Annotated in this window: 9 protein-coding genes and 10 tRNA genes; 14 read left to right on the forward strand and 5 right to left on the reverse strand. The window is 35.4% G+C overall.

Features of this window, described 5'->3' with window-relative positions:
- Positions 1-355 precede the first annotated feature (355 nt).
- The 3 genes from K4L44_12930 to K4L44_12940 all read left to right on the forward strand — a co-directional run bounded on the left by K4L44_12930 (position 356) and on the right by K4L44_12940 (position 6689).
- A complete protein-coding gene (locus K4L44_12930) occupies positions 356-3544 on the forward strand; it encodes a SusC/RagA family TonB-linked outer membrane protein (protein QZE13480.1) in 3189 nt (1062 codons plus the stop codon).
- Between the two features lie 44 nt (positions 3545-3588).
- Positions 3589-5235 carry a SusD/RagB family nutrient-binding outer membrane lipoprotein gene (locus tag K4L44_12935; protein ID QZE13481.1) on the forward strand — a complete coding sequence of 549 codons (1647 nt, stop codon included), beginning with the start codon at positions 3589-3591 and terminating at the stop codon, positions 5233-5235.
- Between the two features lie 251 nt (positions 5236-5486).
- On the forward strand, positions 5487-6689 hold the full coding sequence (locus K4L44_12940; protein ID QZE13482.1) for a transglutaminase-like domain-containing protein: 1203 nt from the start codon (positions 5487-5489) through the stop codon (positions 6687-6689).
- A gap of 73 nt (positions 6690-6762) precedes the next feature.
- Here the strand turns inward: K4L44_12940 and K4L44_12945 are convergent, their stop codons facing one another.
- The 5 genes from K4L44_12945 to K4L44_12965 all read right to left on the reverse strand — a co-directional run bounded on the left by K4L44_12945 (position 6763) and on the right by K4L44_12965 (position 12402).
- Complete coding sequence (locus K4L44_12945; protein ID QZE13483.1) at positions 6763-7959, reverse strand: amidohydrolase; 1197 nt, start codon at positions 7957-7959, stop codon at positions 6763-6765.
- A gap of 14 nt (positions 7960-7973) precedes the next feature.
- The gene (locus K4L44_12950) at positions 7974-8342 is read right to left on the reverse strand and encodes a sulfite exporter TauE/SafE family protein (protein QZE13484.1); all 369 of its coding nucleotides are present in this window, start codon (positions 8340-8342) and stop codon (positions 7974-7976) included.
- 125 nt (positions 8343-8467) lie between these two features.
- Complete coding sequence (locus K4L44_12955) at positions 8468-8851, reverse strand: group III truncated hemoglobin (GenBank protein ID QZE13485.1); 384 nt, start codon at positions 8849-8851, stop codon at positions 8468-8470.
- Positions 8852-8983: 132 nt separating this feature from the next.
- Positions 8984-10333: an adenylosuccinate lyase gene (gene purB / locus K4L44_12960; GenBank protein QZE13486.1), complete on the reverse strand. Its 1350-nt coding sequence runs from the start codon at positions 10331-10333 to the stop codon at positions 8984-8986.
- A gap of 554 nt (positions 10334-10887) precedes the next feature.
- Positions 10888-12402, reverse strand: a complete 1515-nt coding sequence (locus tag K4L44_12965; protein ID QZE13487.1) for an alpha-L-fucosidase — start codon at positions 12400-12402, stop codon at positions 10888-10890.
- Between the two features lie 308 nt (positions 12403-12710).
- Between K4L44_12965 and K4L44_12970 the strand changes: the two genes are divergently transcribed.
- From K4L44_12970 to K4L44_13020, 11 genes are all read left to right on the forward strand, one after another.
- Positions 12711-12785: transfer RNA gene (locus tag K4L44_12970), tRNA-Val, on the forward strand.
- 25 nt (positions 12786-12810) lie between these two features.
- Positions 12811-12888: transfer RNA gene (locus K4L44_12975), tRNA-Val, on the forward strand.
- A gap of 21 nt (positions 12889-12909) precedes the next feature.
- Positions 12910-12987: transfer RNA gene (locus K4L44_12980), tRNA-Val, on the forward strand.
- Positions 12988-13008: 21 nt separating this feature from the next.
- Positions 13009-13086 (forward strand) — tRNA-Val (locus tag K4L44_12985).
- A gap of 21 nt (positions 13087-13107) precedes the next feature.
- Positions 13108-13185: transfer RNA gene (locus K4L44_12990), tRNA-Val, on the forward strand.
- A gap of 21 nt (positions 13186-13206) precedes the next feature.
- A tRNA-Val gene (locus K4L44_12995) sits at positions 13207-13284 on the forward strand.
- A 21-nt stretch (positions 13285-13305) separates the two neighbouring features.
- Positions 13306-13383: transfer RNA gene (locus K4L44_13000), tRNA-Val, on the forward strand.
- A 21-nt stretch (positions 13384-13404) separates the two neighbouring features.
- Positions 13405-13482: transfer RNA gene (locus K4L44_13005), tRNA-Val, on the forward strand.
- A gap of 21 nt (positions 13483-13503) precedes the next feature.
- A tRNA-Val gene (locus tag K4L44_13010) sits at positions 13504-13578 on the forward strand.
- Between the two features lie 24 nt (positions 13579-13602).
- Positions 13603-13677, forward strand: a tRNA-Val gene (locus K4L44_13015).
- A 1573-nt stretch (positions 13678-15250) separates the two neighbouring features.
- Positions 15251-17521: a family 20 glycosylhydrolase gene (locus K4L44_13020; GenBank protein ID QZE13488.1), complete on the forward strand. Its 2271-nt coding sequence runs from the start codon at positions 15251-15253 to the stop codon at positions 17519-17521.
- Positions 17522-17729: the final 208 nt, after the last annotated feature.

The raw sequence follows: 17729 nt of genomic DNA on the forward strand, positions 1-17729 counted from the left end.
CATGTTAGTGAAGGTATAAGTATCTGGATACTAATTGCATAACAGAAATTAATAAAACTTACAATGTATTACATTATTGGTTGGATACTTATGAAATGAAAGAAAAATCAATGATAAGCTTATAGATTGATTTTCATCTCTACTTGTAGACATATATATTTGTCAATGAATAATAGTTGTAATATGGTAAAGTGTCGTCTCATTTTATTAGAATCAATGAAATGATGATATGTTTCTTTTTTAATTACTGACTCATACATTAGACAGCCCAAATTACATAAGACTTTATTCAGAAGAACAAAAATCAAATATTAAGTCTATGAGAAAACAAATGTTAATTTTAGCCTTCTTGGTTATGATTAGTATACCGTCTGTGTTTGCACAGACTCGTGTCGTAACAGGTAATGTTACTTCCGTATCTGATCAGCAATCAATACCAGGTGCCTCTGTGGTTGTAACTTCTACTACTTTGGGAACAGTAACTGATTTTGATGGAAACTTTTCACTTAAGGTTCCTTCTGATGCAAAGACGTTAACTATAAGTTTCATGGGAATGAAATCTCAAGTAGTTACACTGACCCAACAAACTTCCTATAACGTAGCACTTGAATTAGATAATGTAGCAATGGATGAGGTTGTTGTTACTGCGCTTGGTATTTCACGTGATAAAAAAGCTTTAGGTTACTCTGTACAGAATGTTGGTGGTGATGAATTAAACCAAACGAAACAAAGTAATGTTGTTTCTGCTCTTTCAGGTAAAGTTTCAGGGGTTCAGGTGTCTGGTTCTTCAGGAACAATGGGTGGTTCTAGTCGTATCCTAATTCGTGGAGCAAGTTCTATTACAGGAAACAACCAACCACTATTTGTTGTTGATGGTGTCCCTATTGATAACTCTGATTTCAATGGTTCTGAAGCAGCTCGTGGAGCCGGTGGTTATGATTATGGTAATATGGCTCAAGATATTAACCCTGAGGATATCGAAACGATGTCTGTTTTGAAAGGACCTTCTGCAGCTGCTTTATATGGTTCTCGTGCTGCAAACGGGGTTATCATGATAACAACAAAAAAAGGATCTAAAGGGAATAAAGGTATCGGTGTAAGTGTTAATACTGGTATTACTATAGAGAAAGTAAATCGTCTTCCTAATTACCAAACATCTTATGGTGGAGGATTTGGAGATTTTGATAAAGTAACTTTTAATGGACAAACATATGATGCTGTAAGTTACAATATCGATGAAAGTTGGGGGCCTAAATATGATCCAAACAAACAAGTTCTGCATTGGGATGCGTATAATGCAAATGATCTAACTACCTATTTGAAGACTCGTCCATGGGTAACTCCAGAGCATGATGTAGAAGATTTCTTTGAAACAGGAGTTACGTATAATAACTCTGTATCTCTTTCTGGGGCTGATGAAAAAGGTTCTTTTAGAATGTCAATTTCTAGTGTGAATAGCGATGGATATATGCCAAATTCAAACCTTGATAAGTATACTATCGGTTTCAATGGATCACGTAAATTGACAGATAAATTGACTGTAAATGCAGGTATTTCATATGTAAATACTTCAGCAATTGGACGTCCTGAAACGGGGTATGGCGATAACAATGTGATGGTGAAGTTTACCCAGTGGGGACAACGTCAGTTGGATATGGAGCATTTGAAAAACTATAAGAATGCTGATGGTACTCAAAATTCATGGAACAGATCCTCAGCTTATGATGGTACACCAGCATATTCAAATAACCCATATTGGACACGTTATGAAAACTTTACTGAAGACGAGAGAAATCGATACATCGGAAATATTGGGTTGACTTATGATATTGCTACTGGGTTGAAAGCTAGTATGAAAGCATATCATGATTCATATACTTTCCGTAACAGCCAACGTTCAGCAATTGGTTCTCAAGAGACATCGGGTTATTCTGAGCAGGTTCGTCAATCTAACGAGAACAACTATGAGGCGATGGTAAACTATAATAAGCAGATAAACGACGATTTTAGTATTACAGCCATGGCAGGTGGTAATATTCGTCAGAACGATTATTATTCAAACTACGCGTCTACTCAGGGAGGTTTGGTTCTTCCAGACCTTTATACAACAACAAACTCACAAGATCCTTCTTATGTGTCGGATTACGAAGAGCATAAGTTGGTATATAGTGTATATGGAAACTTTAGTGTTGGATATAAGAATACTTACTATTTTGATGCTACTTTCCGTAATGATTGGTCTTCTTCACTTCCTGAAGCACATCGTTCATTCTTCTACCCATCATTTACTGGTAGTGTTGTATTGTCAGAATTGGATGCATTGAAGGATATAAGTTGGTTATCTTTCGGTAAAGTACGTGCAGGATGGGCAATGGTAGGTAATGATACCGATCCTTATTCATTGAAGGAGACGTATACAAACTATCAGCCAAACTTTGATGGAACACCACGTTATAGTACACCAAATACACTTCCAAACAATAACCTTAAGCCAGAGACTACTTATTCATGGGAGCTTGGTGGTGAATTTAAGTTCTTAAATAACCGTTTGGGGTTAGATCTTACATACTATTCAAACAGAACAGAGGATCTTATTACGAATGTTGCACTTAGTGGAGCTACGGGATATATGTACCAGACGATGAATGCTGGTGTGATGACAAATAAAGGGGTTGAGTTGATGCTTTCAGGTACTCCAATTCAAACACGTGACTTTGCATGGGATATTTCATTAAACTTTGCAAAGAACGAAAACAAATTGGTTGAGTTAACCGATGGTATTGACAACTACCAAATGGCTCGTGCTCCTTTTAATGTTACAGTGAACGCATTCGTTGGAGAGTCTTATGGTGCTATCATGGGATACAACTATGTATATGATGATAATGGAAACAAAGTAGTTGGAGAGAATGGACGTTACCTACGTTCTCAATCACCAGAAGTTCTTGGGACTATTCTTCCTGACTATAATATGGGATTGAATAACTCATTCACATATAAGAATTTCACTTTGACTGCTTTAATTGATATCCAGCATGGTGGAAACTACTTCTCTACATCGAACATGTGGGGTATGTATTCAGGTATGCTAGAAGGTTCTGTTCATCAAGATGGTGTTGATATTCGTGAGAATGGTATTGTAGTAGATGGGGTATATGGTAAGTTAGATTCAAAAGGAAATGTTGTTTATCTTGATGGAGATGGTAATAGTTCTTCTTCTGCTGTAAAAAATGAGACGAATATTTCAGGTCAACGTTATTCTGCTGATCATTATTCTGGTCCAGATGCACAGAATGTATTTGATGCCTCTTATATCAAATTACGTGAAGTAACTTTCGGATATACTTTCCCTAATAAGATGACAGGTCCCATCCGTAACCTAAACATTTCACTTTATGGACGTAACCTAGCTGTATGGGGATTGGATAATCCTGATTTCGACCCTGAGTCAGCAGTGACTTCATCAGGTAATGTTCAAGGAATCGAAGGTGGTGCATTGCCAGCGACAGCTAATTATGGTATCAACTTGAAATTTAGCTTCTAATAGTATTTAAAATATTAGCAAGTCAAAATTAAAAACATTGAAGAATGATTAGAACAATTAAATATACAGCGATTGCGTCCTTGCTATTTTTTGCAAGTTGTTCGGAGAAGCTGACAGAAACAAATGAGAACCCTAATGCTCCTACTACGGTTCCAACCCCAAGTTTACTTATTAATGCACAATACCGTTTGGTAGATGACATTAGAGATGAGTGGTATTCAGGACGTCAAGCTTTGCTTTGGTCTCAATACTGGTCACAAGCAAACTATACAGAGGAAGATCGTTACCAATATCGTGAGAACTCTAATGCAAGTTCATTCAAAGTAATCTATTCTGATCTGATGGATTTGAAAACGATTATTGAGTTGAACACAGATCCTGCTACTAAAGATAAAATGTCTGCTTATGGTAACAATGACAACCAGATTGCTGTAGCACGTATCTTGAAGTCATGGACTTTTATGTTGTTAACCGAGACTTATGGTCCAATTCCATATGAGTCACATGGATCTAATGATCCGACTTTCCAGGCACTTCAAGCAAAAGAGGGAATTGTTAACCCTGTATATGCAGACCCTAAAGATATATATGTAGATATCTTGAAAGAGTTGCGTGAATCGGCTGATATGATTAAAGAATCTGAAGTTGCATTTACTGAAGGGGATAATATCTACCAAGGAGATGCTTCTAAATGGAAAAAATTAGCCAACTCTCTTATTTTAAGAGGAGCGATGCGTATTCGTGATGCGGCACCTGATATTGCTGAGGCAGCAATCCTTGCTGCAAAAGATGGATTTATGACAAGTGATGCAGATAATGCACTTTTCCATAATGAGTCTACTGCTGCAAATGCGTCACCATTCTATAAAGCATATGCTGTAAATAATCGTACTGACTTTACTATGGCAAAACCTTTTATGGATCTTCTTAGAGGAGATACTGGACCATTCGCTGGTACTGTAGATCCACGTATCTACTACTTTGCTGCACCTCTAGATGCTACAGCTACAGCTGCTGCTGGGCCTGCAATTTCTAAAGGGGATTACCTTCCAAAGGCAACTGATGTTTTAGGAGCAGGGACTTATAGTGTTGATAACTATATTGGTATGCCTTACGGTTTGGAGAGTGAATATACTTCAAAGATTGGAGCAACTAAAGTTTCTCTTCCAAATGCACCAATGCAAGCAACTTTTGGAAACCCATTTATGGATTATGCAGAGGTATGCTTCTTACTTTCGGAGTATAATGGATGGAGTCAACCTGAGTATGTTGAAGGTGTAAAGGCTTCAATGCGTCGTTGGGGAGTGCAAGAGACTGCTATCAATAGCTATGTTGCTACGCTTCCTGCTGCGAATGAAGAGAATGTACTTACACAAAAGTACATTGCACTATATATGCAACCATATAATGCATGGGCAGAGTATCGTAGAACTGGTTTTCCTAAAACAATGGTTCTTCCTGGAGAAGTGAGTTTTGTGGATACTGAGGGCATTATTAGTGCCGATAATATTGGAAAATCATACTATTTCGAATCTCTTGTTTCAGATGTAGAGGATGATCTTCCTGCTCGTGTTAAATTTGCTAACGACGAGCCTCTTCTTAATCCTTCAGGTTATAACTCTGGAGTAGAAGAGTTAGGTGGTGAAGGGTCAGATAAGATGAGCACCAAGTTATGGTGGGACCTTAACTAGTTTATTTTCATAGATTACATATTTTTGAGAGAACATCGTTATGATGTTCTCTTTTTTTTAAATTTCTCAAATGGGAAATATTGTTCCGTATATGTTCTATTCCTAATTATCTTCTATTTTTACCCTATAAAATATATACAATGTTTGTTATGTTGTTGATAATCAATATAGGCATGTGATACTATAATCTTGATCTTTGATAAAAAATTACTAATTTTATTTCATATCATTTAAGTCAATTATAGAAAATTATGAAAAGATATCTCTCTCTATTACTTGTTATCTCAAGTATGGTTTCATTTACTAGTTGTGATTCTTACAACAAGTTTCCTGAAAAATATCGTACTACTTTAGATAAAGCTATTTCTGCATCAGGAAATAATAAGACTGAAATTCAAAAAGCATTAAAAGCAGTTCCTGATAACCAAAGTGAAGCCATGGCGTATTTGGTTTCTTATATGCCACAAATGGATTTAGATAATATTAAAGCGGACTATCTACTTAAAAATGTTGATTTGGCTTATCAGTCTAAAAATAAATATAGTTGGTCTAAAGAGATCCCTGATTCTATTTTCTTTAATGATGTTGTTCCTTATGCTTCTATCAATGAACATAGAGACGATTGGCGAAAGGACTTTATGGATCGTTTCTCTAAATATGTAACTCCCTCGATGACAATGAAAGAGGCAATTTATGCTGTGAACAAAAATGCCAAAGCTGAACTAGGAGTTGAATATAATACGAATAGATGGAAACCGGATCAAAGTCCTTATGAATCAATGCAGCAAAGTCGTGCCACTTGTACGGGTTTAACTATTTTATTGGTTGATGCTTTTCGTTCAGTTGGTATTCCAGCGAGATTTTCTGGAACATATAATTGGTTTGATGATCGTGGAAATCACAGTTGGGTTGAAGTATGGATGGATGGACGTTGGTACTTTACCGAATATTATTTTGATGATCTTGATAAAGGTTGGTTCCTATCCGACGCAGGAAAGGCAAACCCAAATGAATACAATCATGCTATTTTTGCGACCTCATGGAAGCCTCGTAAAGATCATTTTCCTGCTGTGTGGGATGAGAATATTAAATGGATCCATGCAGAAAATGTAACTGAACGTTATATTGAAGTATATCAAAAATCTATTGATGGTCAGCCACTAAAAGAAGGTGAAGTTATGTTACGAGTTGTATTGCTAAAAGCAATGGCATGTTCAGATCAGAGTGATGCACGTGTTTCAAGGCAAATTAATCTATATCACAAAGGAAAAATCATAAACTCAGGTCAGTCTCCTGATTCATATGATGACTTGAATAACTTTTTGAAGTTTAAAGTTAAAGCGGGACAGACTTATAATTTTTCTTTCCCAGGAGTTAATGGAGAGCCTAAAACATTTAAATATATTACGACAAACGATAAAGACCAAATGGTTAGACTTTATCAATCTAAATAGTTTTTCTTATATATATAGGAATGGGTTATAGTATATACTATAACCCATTCTTATTTTGAACAATAATTAAAAGTTACTCATTAATAAATCGTATAGCTAAATATGCTAAGTTAGCCATCGATGTTTTGAGGGCATTCTCGTCAATATCAAACTTCGGTGTGTGCAATCCACCTTTTGGTTCTTCTCCTTTTGCTCTTACACCAAATCTCATAAAACATACAGGATAAGAAAGAGAGTAATATGCAAAGTCTTCACATGTCATTCTGAGATCCATCTCTTCCACATTAACTTCTCCAAGAAGTTCTGTTGCATATTGCTTGGCTCTTTGTGTAACCTTTTCGTCATTATGAAGAACAGGATATCCATGTTTAATGTCCATCTCAATTTTAGCTCCCATCGAAGAAGCAACACCATTACCAATCTCTACCATTCTTCTTTTTGCTTCCGCTCTCCATGTCTCATCCATAGTCCTAAATGTACCAGCAACTGTTACTTCATTAGGAATAATATTTGTAGCACCATCTGCAATCACTTTCCCAAATGATAAAACTGTTGGAATAGTAGCAGGGGCATTTCTACTTACAATTTGTTGTAGTGAAGTGATAACATGAGCAGTTGTAAGTACTGTGTCTGTTATCTTATGTGGTAGTGCACCGTGTCCACCTTTTCCTTTTACTTTAAAATGGATTTCATCTCCTGAAGCCATATACATCCCCGAACGGAACCCGACATGGCCTACTTCCATCTCAGGAAGCACATGTTGACCTAGAATAATATCTGGACTGAATTTTTGTAATACACCTTCTTCTAATAGTAACTTTGCTCCCCCAGGGTGTTCTTCTTCTCCCGGTTGAAAAATCAATACAATTGTCCCTGAGAAAGAGTCTTCTAATTGCTTAATAATTTTTGCTGCACCAAGAAGTGAAGCGGTATGTACATCGTGTCCACAAGCATGCATTACCCCATCGTTAATAGAACAGTATGAAGAGCTATTCGATTCCTGAATAGGCAATGCATCCATATCAGCACGTAAAGCAACTGTTTTTCCTTTACCAGGTACTTTCCCTGTAATATGTCCCACAACTCCTGTTTTTACATGACCACTTGTAAAAGAAATATTTAATTCATTTAACTTGTCTTGTACAAATTGTGCTGTTTTATGCTCTTCAAAAGAGAGTTCTGGGTTTTTATGTATGTGACGACGGATCTCTCTTACTTCGTCAAAATATTCTAAAGCATACGCTTTTATCTGATGATTAAGGTCTTGCATATTTGGGTTTTTTACTATTTACCAAAGAACATTTTTACGCCAACAATGACTAGGTATATAGCAAATACTTTCTTTAGTGTTTTGTCGGGAAGTGATACGCTAAATTTGGCACCAATCCATGCTCCAAGGACAAAGACTATCATAATAATGAAGGCATATTTCCAGTTGATAAAGCCTTGTTTATGATAGGTCATTGCTGCTAATATACCTGTAGGTGGTAGTAGTATTGCGATGCTTGTCCCTTGTGCCATATGTTGTGACATACCAAAGAACATGGCTAAAGCTGGGATTAAAACAATTCCTCCTCCAACACCTAATGCACCACCAACGATACCTGCTATTAATCCAATAATTCCTAGTTGTAAAATTTCATTTATTCCCATAGTTCAAGCAATTTTCTCTTATTATATAGGATGTAAAAGTAATAAATTACTAGCGTATTAATATTTGTAAATTATTGACAACATGTAGTTATAGACTAATTTAGATTGAATCCATAATCTTCAATCTATTGCATTCTAAAATTAGGATCTTTAAAAGCAGAGATTCGATGTTGAAATACTTTGGCAATGTTGTTCGCCTTCATTAATGCAAAATTCGCAACCTCTCCATGAAAGTTCTCATGTATTGTTTGGGTGAAGAGAAGGAGCCATCTTTCAAAATGTGTCTCTTCTAGATTAAGAGGGATATGTTTACTCAATGGGTTGCCATAGTAATTGTTTTGTTCGAGTAGCATAGATCCCCAAAACCTGTACATCTTTTCTAAATGGTGATCCCAATTACCTGCTATTACTTTATCAAAAATTGGCGATAAGATTGGATCTTTCGATACTTTATCATAAAAGATGTCTACCATCTTTTTAATGTCCTCAATGTTTGTAATATCATTCATATTAACCTCCTTATTTTGAGGTTAAAGATACAAATAAAGATCTGTTTGTCTTATATTGTAAATGTTATTAAAACAAAACGAGCATATAGACTAAATACTATATGCTCGTTCTTTTACTTTAATGAAATGTCTTTAAAAGATTACTCCAGTGTAATTCTGTGGAGTGATAACTCTCAACTCTTCTTTGATTGCATCGCTAACCTCTAATGTGGAGATAAACTCATGAATCACCTCTTGGTTGATCTTTTTATTTGTTCTAGTAAGTTCTTTCAATGCTTCATAAGGGTTTGGATAAGCTTCTCTTCTTAGAATTGTCTGAATAGCTTCAGCTACGACAGCCCAATTATCTTCAAGATCCTTTTCTAGTTCATCACTATTAAGAAGTACTTTTTCTAATCCCTTAAGTGTTGATTTCATAGAGATTACTGTGTGTGCAAATGGAACACCTATATTCCTTAGTACAGTTGAATCGGTAAGATCTCTTTGAAGTCTAGAAACAGGAAGCTTTGCAGAAAGATGTTCAAAAACGGCATTTGCAATACCGATGTTACCTTCTGAATTCTCGAAGTCAATAGGATTTACTTTGTGTGGCATTGCCGAGGATCCTACTTCTCCTTTTTTGATCTTTTGTTTAAAGTATCCCATCGATATATAGGTCCACATATCTCTGTTAAGATCTAGGATAATCGTGTTGATACGTTTGATGTTGTCAAAAGTTGCACTATAGTTATCATAGTGAGCAATTTGAGTAGTCAATTGAGATCGCTCTAATTGAAGGTGTTCGTTTACAAAGTTATTCGCAAATTGAACCCAGTCAATTTCTGGATATGCGACCATATGTGCATTGAAGTTTCCTGTAGCACCACCAAACTTAGCATAACAAGGAATTCCCTTTAATAGTTCTAGTTGTACATTTAAACGCTCCACATATACAAGCATCTCTTTTCCTAAACGAGTTGGAGAAGCTGGTTGTCCATGTGTTCTAGCCAACATGGAAACTTGTTTCCACTCTTCTGACAATGTCGTTAATTTTTCAATCAAAGATTCAAGAAGTGGCATATAAACCTCTTTGATTGCATCTTTAATAGTACATGGAACAGAAGTGTTGTTGATATCTTGTGAAGTTAATCCAAAATGAATAAACTCTTTTGGCTCAGCAATATTCAACGCATCAAACTTCTCCTTTATGAAGTACTCTACTGCCTTTACATCGTGGTTTGTGACAGATTCGATCTCTTTGATACGTAGCGCATCTTCTTCTGAAAAATCAAGATGAATTTTACGAATCGCTTCGTATTTTGACTTATCAAATTCTTTTAATTGAGGTAATGGAAGTTCGCATAGTGCAATAAAGTATTCCACTTCAACAAATACGCGATATTTAATCAATGCATATTCAGAAAAATACTCGCCCAATGTTGCAACTTTGTCTCTATATCTACCATCAACAGGTGATATTGCTGTAAGATTATTCAGTTTCATGACCTATAATTCAATTGTTTTGAATGAATACAAAAATAGCATTTTTGTTCTAACAATTGGCTTATTTTAACAACAGAGTAGTCTTGTATATATAAATGAGAAATATGGTGTGTCGTAAGATAATTGTTATTGTTCTATGAGGTTGGTTGTCAGTATATTTGTTAGTGTCTTAATTTATTGTGAAATGTTGTTTCGCTTTGGGGTATTATAGATGAATTATAGTGAAAATAGTTCTTTTGGACAGAAGGAGTAATCTCTTATTTTAAAGAGTAATATCTGTCATCTGCTGTATTATGTTTTTCTGAAAAGATGGTCTAATGTATTAAAAACTGATATCAACCTATCTCTATTTGGATAGAATTGATAGTATTGTGTTGATTTGAAAAAAGCAGCAATACAGAATCTTTATCATACTGTACTACTGCTTTGTCAATTCGAACTCTTTATATTCCGAACTAAAATTATTACTCGAAACTGTAGGTTTCGCCTTATCGTACTCTAATAAGGATGTTTAATATTAAGTCAATACATTAGCATAACCCCCAAGTAACCGATTATTTTACTTTCGTGATTTTAAGAACATATGCATAGTCAACAAGTTTTCCATTAGGATCATAGTTCGGAAAATCAACAACAATACCGCCTTTAGTCTTTTTAAAAGATAACGGGCCGTTATATCCTAATAGAGTAATTTTTGTGTCTTTAGACACCTTTAGATCTTTAATATGGAGGTTATTGCCTGGCCATTTAGGAACTATCGCATATACGTCATCGCCTTTTGCTGTGAATAGAACCTCTTTTGTAGCCATTCCCTTCGGAGGATTGATTGTCTGCTTTAAAATATAATCGCCTCCAACATACGATACATTTTTATTATCAAAGACTTTGTTTCCTTTTGACCATTGGAATGATCTTTTCCATTTATGAGTATCGTATATTGCTTCACCATTCAAGTCTAGCCATTGTCCAATCTGTAGAAGACGTTCTTGCATTATGACTGGGATTGTACCATCTGCTTTGGGACCAACATTCAAGAGAAGGTTTCCCCCCATACTAACCAAATCACATAGCATCAATACTAATGCTTTAGGCGAAGTATAGTTTTCAATATTTTCAGCACGATTGTATCCAAATGAGAATCCCATTCCTCTGTTCTCTTCCCACGGTTTGTCAATCTCTAATCCTTTCACTTCGTACTCTGTGGTCATGTATCCACCATGTTTATGTCTACACCCTTTGAACCAGCGATCATTAATTACGACATAGTCTTTACAAGGTGACTCTTCATACAGCCAAGTAAGAAGCTCTCCACTTCTCCAAAATTGATCATCATGATCCCATGCACCATCTGCAAAAATCATATCAGGAGCATATTTGTTTACTAGATCTTTAAATTGAGGATGATAGTGCTCCGTTACAAAACGTGGATTCGATTCCATATACCAAGGGTGATACCATTCGTAAAGACTGTAGTATAAACCAGCTTTCAGACCCGCTTCTCTCATTGCCTCCATATAAGGTGCAACCAGATCTTTTTTTGCGCCTGTTTCGCCAGCATTCCATTTTACTTGTCTCATATCTTGTGCTTGCTTATTAGGCCAAAGAGTAAAACCATCGTGGTGTTTAGAAGTAAGTATTACATATTTTGCTCCAGCTTTTTTGAATAGCTTAGCCCAAGATGTTGGATCATATAGTTCCGCTTTGAACATGCGGCCAAAATCGTAGTATGAAGATTCTGTTCCATAAACATTGTCCTGGAAGTTTGGTATTGCTTTCGAATCTGGGTTGTTATTTCCAAAAATACTTTTGCTCACAAGCCATTTTTGATACCATTCGGTGTATGTCCCAACTGGAGACCATGATGGGACTGAGTATGGCCCCCAATGAATGAAAATACCAAATTTGGCTTTTTGATACCATGCAGGTACAGGTCTACTGTCGATCTTTTTCCATAATTTTTCAGAAGTCTTTTTAGAATATGGTAATAGCTTATCCGTCTTTTTTTGAGCTAGTCCATTCATTGACCCAATAAGAAATAAGACCCATACTAAAGGCTTAAGTAATCTCATAATGATGTGTTTGTTTAATTAGTTTACAATGTATAAAGTTACTTAAATAAACGATTGTAGCCAATTATTCGTTTAGAGTGTTCTTTTTTAGTAATTCGATAAGAGAAAAATATGTGGCGTAGTTTTATTTTCTTTTATTCAACGTATTTCGATTAAATAGAATCTTTAGGTGATTTTATAACCTAAAGATTATTAGTCTTCTCCGTATTTATTGCTGTTTAATCGACGTGATAGAAGAAAAAAGATTGCACAAAATATTTGTAACAAATAGAAATTGGTCTATATTTGCACCGCAATTATGATGAAATGGGAGATTAGCTCAGTTGGTTTAGAGCATCTGCCTTACAAGCAGAGGGTCGCTGGTTCGAATCCAGCATTTCCCACAACATATTGCAATTAAGAAATTTCGGGAGATTAGCTCAGTTGGTTTAGAGCATCTGCCTTACAAGCAGAGGGTCGCTGGTTCGAATCCAGCATTTCCCACCACATATTGGAACAAGAAATTTCGGGAGATTAGCTCAGTTGGTTTAGAGCATCTGCCTTACAAGCAGAGGGTCGCTGGTTCGAATCCAGCATTTCCCACCACATATTGGAACAAGAAATTTCGGGAGATTAGCTCAGTTGGTTTAGAGCATCTGCCTTACAAGCAGAGGGTCGCTGGTTCGAATCCAGCATTTCCCACCACATATTGGAACAAGAAATTTCGGGAGATTAGCTCAGTTGGTTTAGAGCATCTGCCTTACAAGCAGAGGGTCGCTGGTTCGAATCCAGCATTTCCCACCACATATTGGAACAAGAAATTTCGGGAGATTAGCTCAGTTGGTTTAGAGCATCTGCCTTACAAGCAGAGGGTCGCTGGTTCGAATCCAGCATTTCCCACCACATATTGGAACAAGAAATTTCGGGAGATTAGCTCAGTTGGTTTAGAGCATCTGCCTTACAAGCAGAGGGTCGCTGGTTCGAATCCAGCATTTCCCACCACATATTGGAACAAGAAATTTCGGGAGATTAGCTCAGTTGGTTTAGAGCATCTGCCTTACAAGCAGAGGGTCGCTGGTTCGAATCCAGCATTTCCCACCACATATTGGAACAAGAAATTTCGGGAGATTAGCTCAGTTGGTTTAGAGCATCTGCCTTACAAGCAGAGGGTCGCTGGTTCGAATCCAGCATTTCCCACAACATATTGGAATAAGAAATTTCGGGAGATTAGCTCAGTTGGTTTAGAGCATCTGCCTTACAAGCAGAGGGTCGCTGGTTCGAATCCAGCATTTCCCACCGATATAAAAGCCACTATTGAAAGAGAGTGGCTTTTTTTATATTACTACTTCAAAAAAACATCTTCAATTTTAAAGGATACTCAACTGGATATATTAACCTATTACCATTTATCGAGACATCGTCTTTGAAAATGAAGTGATCTCTTTATCGTTGTCACATTGTATTGTATTCTGTCATTTGAACCGCTGTTTGTTTACGAATTAGACAATATTCCAAGGAGTGATACTCATTGGATTAAATAACTTCATTAGCCCTTATATGGTCATTATGGAAGTATCTATTGTCTAGGATAAATATGTCTAATGTATTTTCATTAAACCCTATTTATCCCCTGTTTGATACTAACTTTATTCATGGTTATTCCATGCTTTGTTCATGCTTCATTCATCAAATCGATGGACAAACCATGAACAAACCATGAACAAACCATGGACAAACCATGGACAAAGTACGAATGAAACCATAATGAAGTAGCTCTCAAGACACCTATCTCGGATTTAGAAACACTGTCAGAAAAAGTGTGTTAGTTCTATTTATCTATAACTCAATTTATATTTTCTTAAAATTAAACTTTTTATTGCTTTTAAAAATCAACTTAATACTATGCTTTAAAGCGACATTTTCTAAATGTATCGAGGTGCAAATTGGATGAAAGGGAACGATATGATCTTTTACTTAAAACTAGAATGGGGCTCTTCTGAAGCGAAGCTCTCTTACTTTTTTACTTTTGGTGAGATATCTCATACAATCCAAAAATATTATATGAGAAATTAAACATATTTGATCGTAGAAACACGAAACTCTTCTCGGTTTTTTTAAATGCTTTAATTTAAGTTTTTAGAATGATACAAGGAGGAATTTCTTATACCCATTTCTCAGTAGTCTTTAACAAGAATATATAGTACCTCTAATACTTTAGCTGACACTTTTTATGGTAATCGTAAACCAAAAGTAAAAAATATAGATTTAAAGTACTTTCATAAGAGGAGGCATTTTGCTAGAAAGCTTATCTCGACTTGTAAATATTTTAAAAAGTTATTTTGCATGTATCCACTTGTGATTATTTTCTATTGTCTTGACATTTAAAATCTATCATATGGGGTTTTTAAATAATTATGTTTCTAAGTGAGGCATTCTTGTATCCTATCATGAGCTTTGTAGTACTATCTCATTGAGTCGACTGTTGATGCGAGTGTTTTAAAAATGATTCTTTTTTATAACGATCAAGATCATCGATATTTAATCGATTTCAATTGACTAGACTGTATCTGTTTACACTGGTTTAATTTAAATTGTATCCATTTTATTTACTATATAATATTACTTTATATTATCATATCATCTCCATTTTAAATCATTTAATAGTTGATTTGTGATAATATTCATTCTAAACGAACTTTTGTTCAGAGACTCTATGATTATGGGTAAATAATTGAGATATAGGGTGCTTAGTGTTGTGTTTTGAGTTGTAGTGTAAAATTTATGTTAACAAAAGTTTATTAATCGTTATAAATATTCTTATGTTATTTCTATCTTCGCATAAAGGTAACCTTAATGTATCATTAACAGCATGAGAAATAATATTATTACAACCTGTTTTTTTCTGTTTTTTATAGTTCTTTTTTATGGGTGTAAAGACACCGAGGAAAAGAGTGTTTCTACCGTTTTGCTACCTAGAGCTAAACAAGAGATCCATAATAATGGAACATTTGTATCTTCATCTACTTTGAAAGTGATGAGTAATACCGCTTTATTGCGTGGAGTTGAAAAGATAGGGAGTGAAATATTAAAAAACAGTGTAGGGGTAACTTTGGAACGGTCAAAAACGGATATTAATATCAAGTTGTTTTTGATTAAATCGTCGGCCATTCCAAAAGAAGGTTATCAACTTTCTGTTTCCGAAGAAGGGATCGTTATCAAGGCTGTAGATAAGTGTGGTATTTTATATGGTCTTCAATCATTATCTCAACTTGTGAGAAAGATTGATACGGATAAAATTGAGATTCCGTTTGTTAAGATTAATGACTCACCTAAATATCCATATCGTGGATTAGATTTAGATTTATGTCGTCACTTCTACAAAATAAAAGATTTAAAGAGCCTTATTGACGTGATGTCTTATCTTAAGATGAATAAATTGATTCTTGAGTTGGCAGATGATGAAGGGTGGCGTATTGAGATTAAATCGTTACCAAAACTACAATCGATTTCGGCATTTCGTTCTTCTATAGGTTTTACACAGAATCAGGTTTTTGGACATAATAAAGACGATAAGTCTGTTTATGGAGGATATTACACCCAATCAGAGATGAGGGATCTAGTACGTTATGCCAAATATCGTAACGTAGAAATTATACCACAAGTGGAAGTTGCGAATCACTTAATCGCAGCATCCAGAGCTTATCATTTCTTAGAATGTACATCTGATGAAGCAAAGATATCTGGCGAATTGTCTTCTACGACATGTTATAGTAATGATAGGTGTTTAAAGTTTTGGGATCAAGTAATCGGTGAATTATCACATGTTTTTGAGTCTCCATATATTCATGTTGGGGGAGGGGTCATAAAATGTAATTTAGATTATATGTGTGAAAGCTGTCAAAATTTGGTTAAGTCAGGCAAGTTCAAGACTACAGAAGCGATACATTTTGATTATATGAAGAAGATCGAAACTTTAGTTCATAAATATGGAAAAAAAGTTCTTGGATGGAATAAAGTTTATCGATATTCAAAAGATCCTTCTTCCATGGCTATGGTATGGCAAAGTACACAAGCAGCACGATTTAATGTAAAGAACAATCATCCAGTGATCTTATGTCCACAACGTAAGTTTTCGTTTAAAATGGATCAAAATTTACATGGAGATTATAAAGGAAAAAGAGGTGTTCTTACCTTGAGAGATGTGTATGATTTTATTCCATCTTTTTCTAAAGTCGACTCTAAGTTTCTTGGTTCTTTGGTAAAAGGGGTTTCAGCTATATTATGGACACCTAATTCTCCAACATTTGATGTGGCCTGTATGCGTCTTTTCCCACGCCTATTTGCCGTTTCAGAATTAGGATGGTATGGTTTTGAGAACAAAGATTGGGATAACTTTAGATCTCGTCAACAAAATATGATCAGATATGTAAACGATCGTATGATGGCACATGGAAAATTATCGCATAAAGTGTTTTTTAAAACTATTAAGTTAGATAATGGTCAACTTGGTCTTACACTAAGTAATGATGCGGGGGATCCAATTCGATATACTGTTGATGGGTCTAAACCTGATATACATTCTGCACTTTATACAACCCCAATTCCGGTTGACGGATTAATGATTGTAAAGGCTCTGCCTTTGTGTAACGATGGGTTAAAATCGCAAGTGTTTGGAAGGAAACTATTCGATCACAAAGCATTATTTTGTAATGTTCGTTATAAATACCCTTACTCTTATGATCTAGGGGAGTGTCGTTCTCGTGCATTGGTCGATGGTATTGTGAATAATTATCAAACCATTGAGTTGGAAGATATGGATGTAACATTGGATTTAGGGGAAGAGAAAGAGATTTTTCATATAACAACAAAATGGGCTTCACGACCTAAAAAGTCGATATTTGAACCTAAATCTGTTATATATAAGGTGTCAAAGGATGGAGTGAAGTTTCGAACTATTTTCCAAATGATGTATTCTGCAGACAGTAAGGAATCGCATGAAAGACTTGTAGAGTGTTTTCCGGGTGGTTTAAAAGCAAGATATATAAATGTAATAGGAAAGAATAGACGAATCAATCCTAGTTGGCATAATTTCCCAGATCGTTATTCTTGGTTGAATCTAGATGAAGTGGTAATAGAGTAAACACTATTATAAAGAGAATTTTAGAGGCTGTTTGATTTAAAATAGTCTCTTTTTTATTGTTCTACTGGAGTTGTTATAACCAGATATGTGGGGACATTGATCCTTGTTTTGTACCTTAAAGAATCATTTTAATGTACTATTTTTAGGATAATTACGAATGTCATTACTTTACTCATGTGGATAGGGTATAGATACTCCATGAGGTTAT

The organism is Prolixibacteraceae bacterium (assembly GCA_019720755.1).
Classification (GTDB): Bacteria; Bacteroidota; Bacteroidia; order Bacteroidales; family Prolixibacteraceae; genus Halosquirtibacter; species Halosquirtibacter laminarini.

Coding starts and splice junctions, on each gene's coding strand:
- K4L44_13020 (QZE13488.1), top strand. CDS start 15,251: ATGAGAAATAATATTATTACAACCTGTTTTTTTCTGTTTTTTATAGTT.
- K4L44_12955 (QZE13485.1), bottom strand. CDS start 8,851: ATGAATGATATTACAAACATTGAGGACATTAAAAAGATGGTAGACATC.
- K4L44_12950 (QZE13484.1), bottom strand. CDS start 8,342: ATGGGAATAAATGAAATTTTACAACTAGGAATTATTGGATTAATAGCA.
- K4L44_12945 (QZE13483.1), bottom strand. CDS start 7,959: ATGCAAGACCTTAATCATCAGATAAAAGCGTATGCTTTAGAATATTTT.
- K4L44_12965 (QZE13487.1), bottom strand. CDS start 12,402: ATGAGATTACTTAAGCCTTTAGTATGGGTCTTATTTCTTATTGGGTCA.
- K4L44_12940 (QZE13482.1), top strand. CDS start 5,487: ATGAAAAGATATCTCTCTCTATTACTTGTTATCTCAAGTATGGTTTCA.
- purB (QZE13486.1), bottom strand. CDS start 10,333: ATGAAACTGAATAATCTTACAGCAATATCACCTGTTGATGGTAGATAT.
- K4L44_12935 (QZE13481.1), top strand. CDS start 3,589: ATGATTAGAACAATTAAATATACAGCGATTGCGTCCTTGCTATTTTTT.
- K4L44_12930 (QZE13480.1), top strand. CDS start 356: ATGATTAGTATACCGTCTGTGTTTGCACAGACTCGTGTCGTAACAGGT.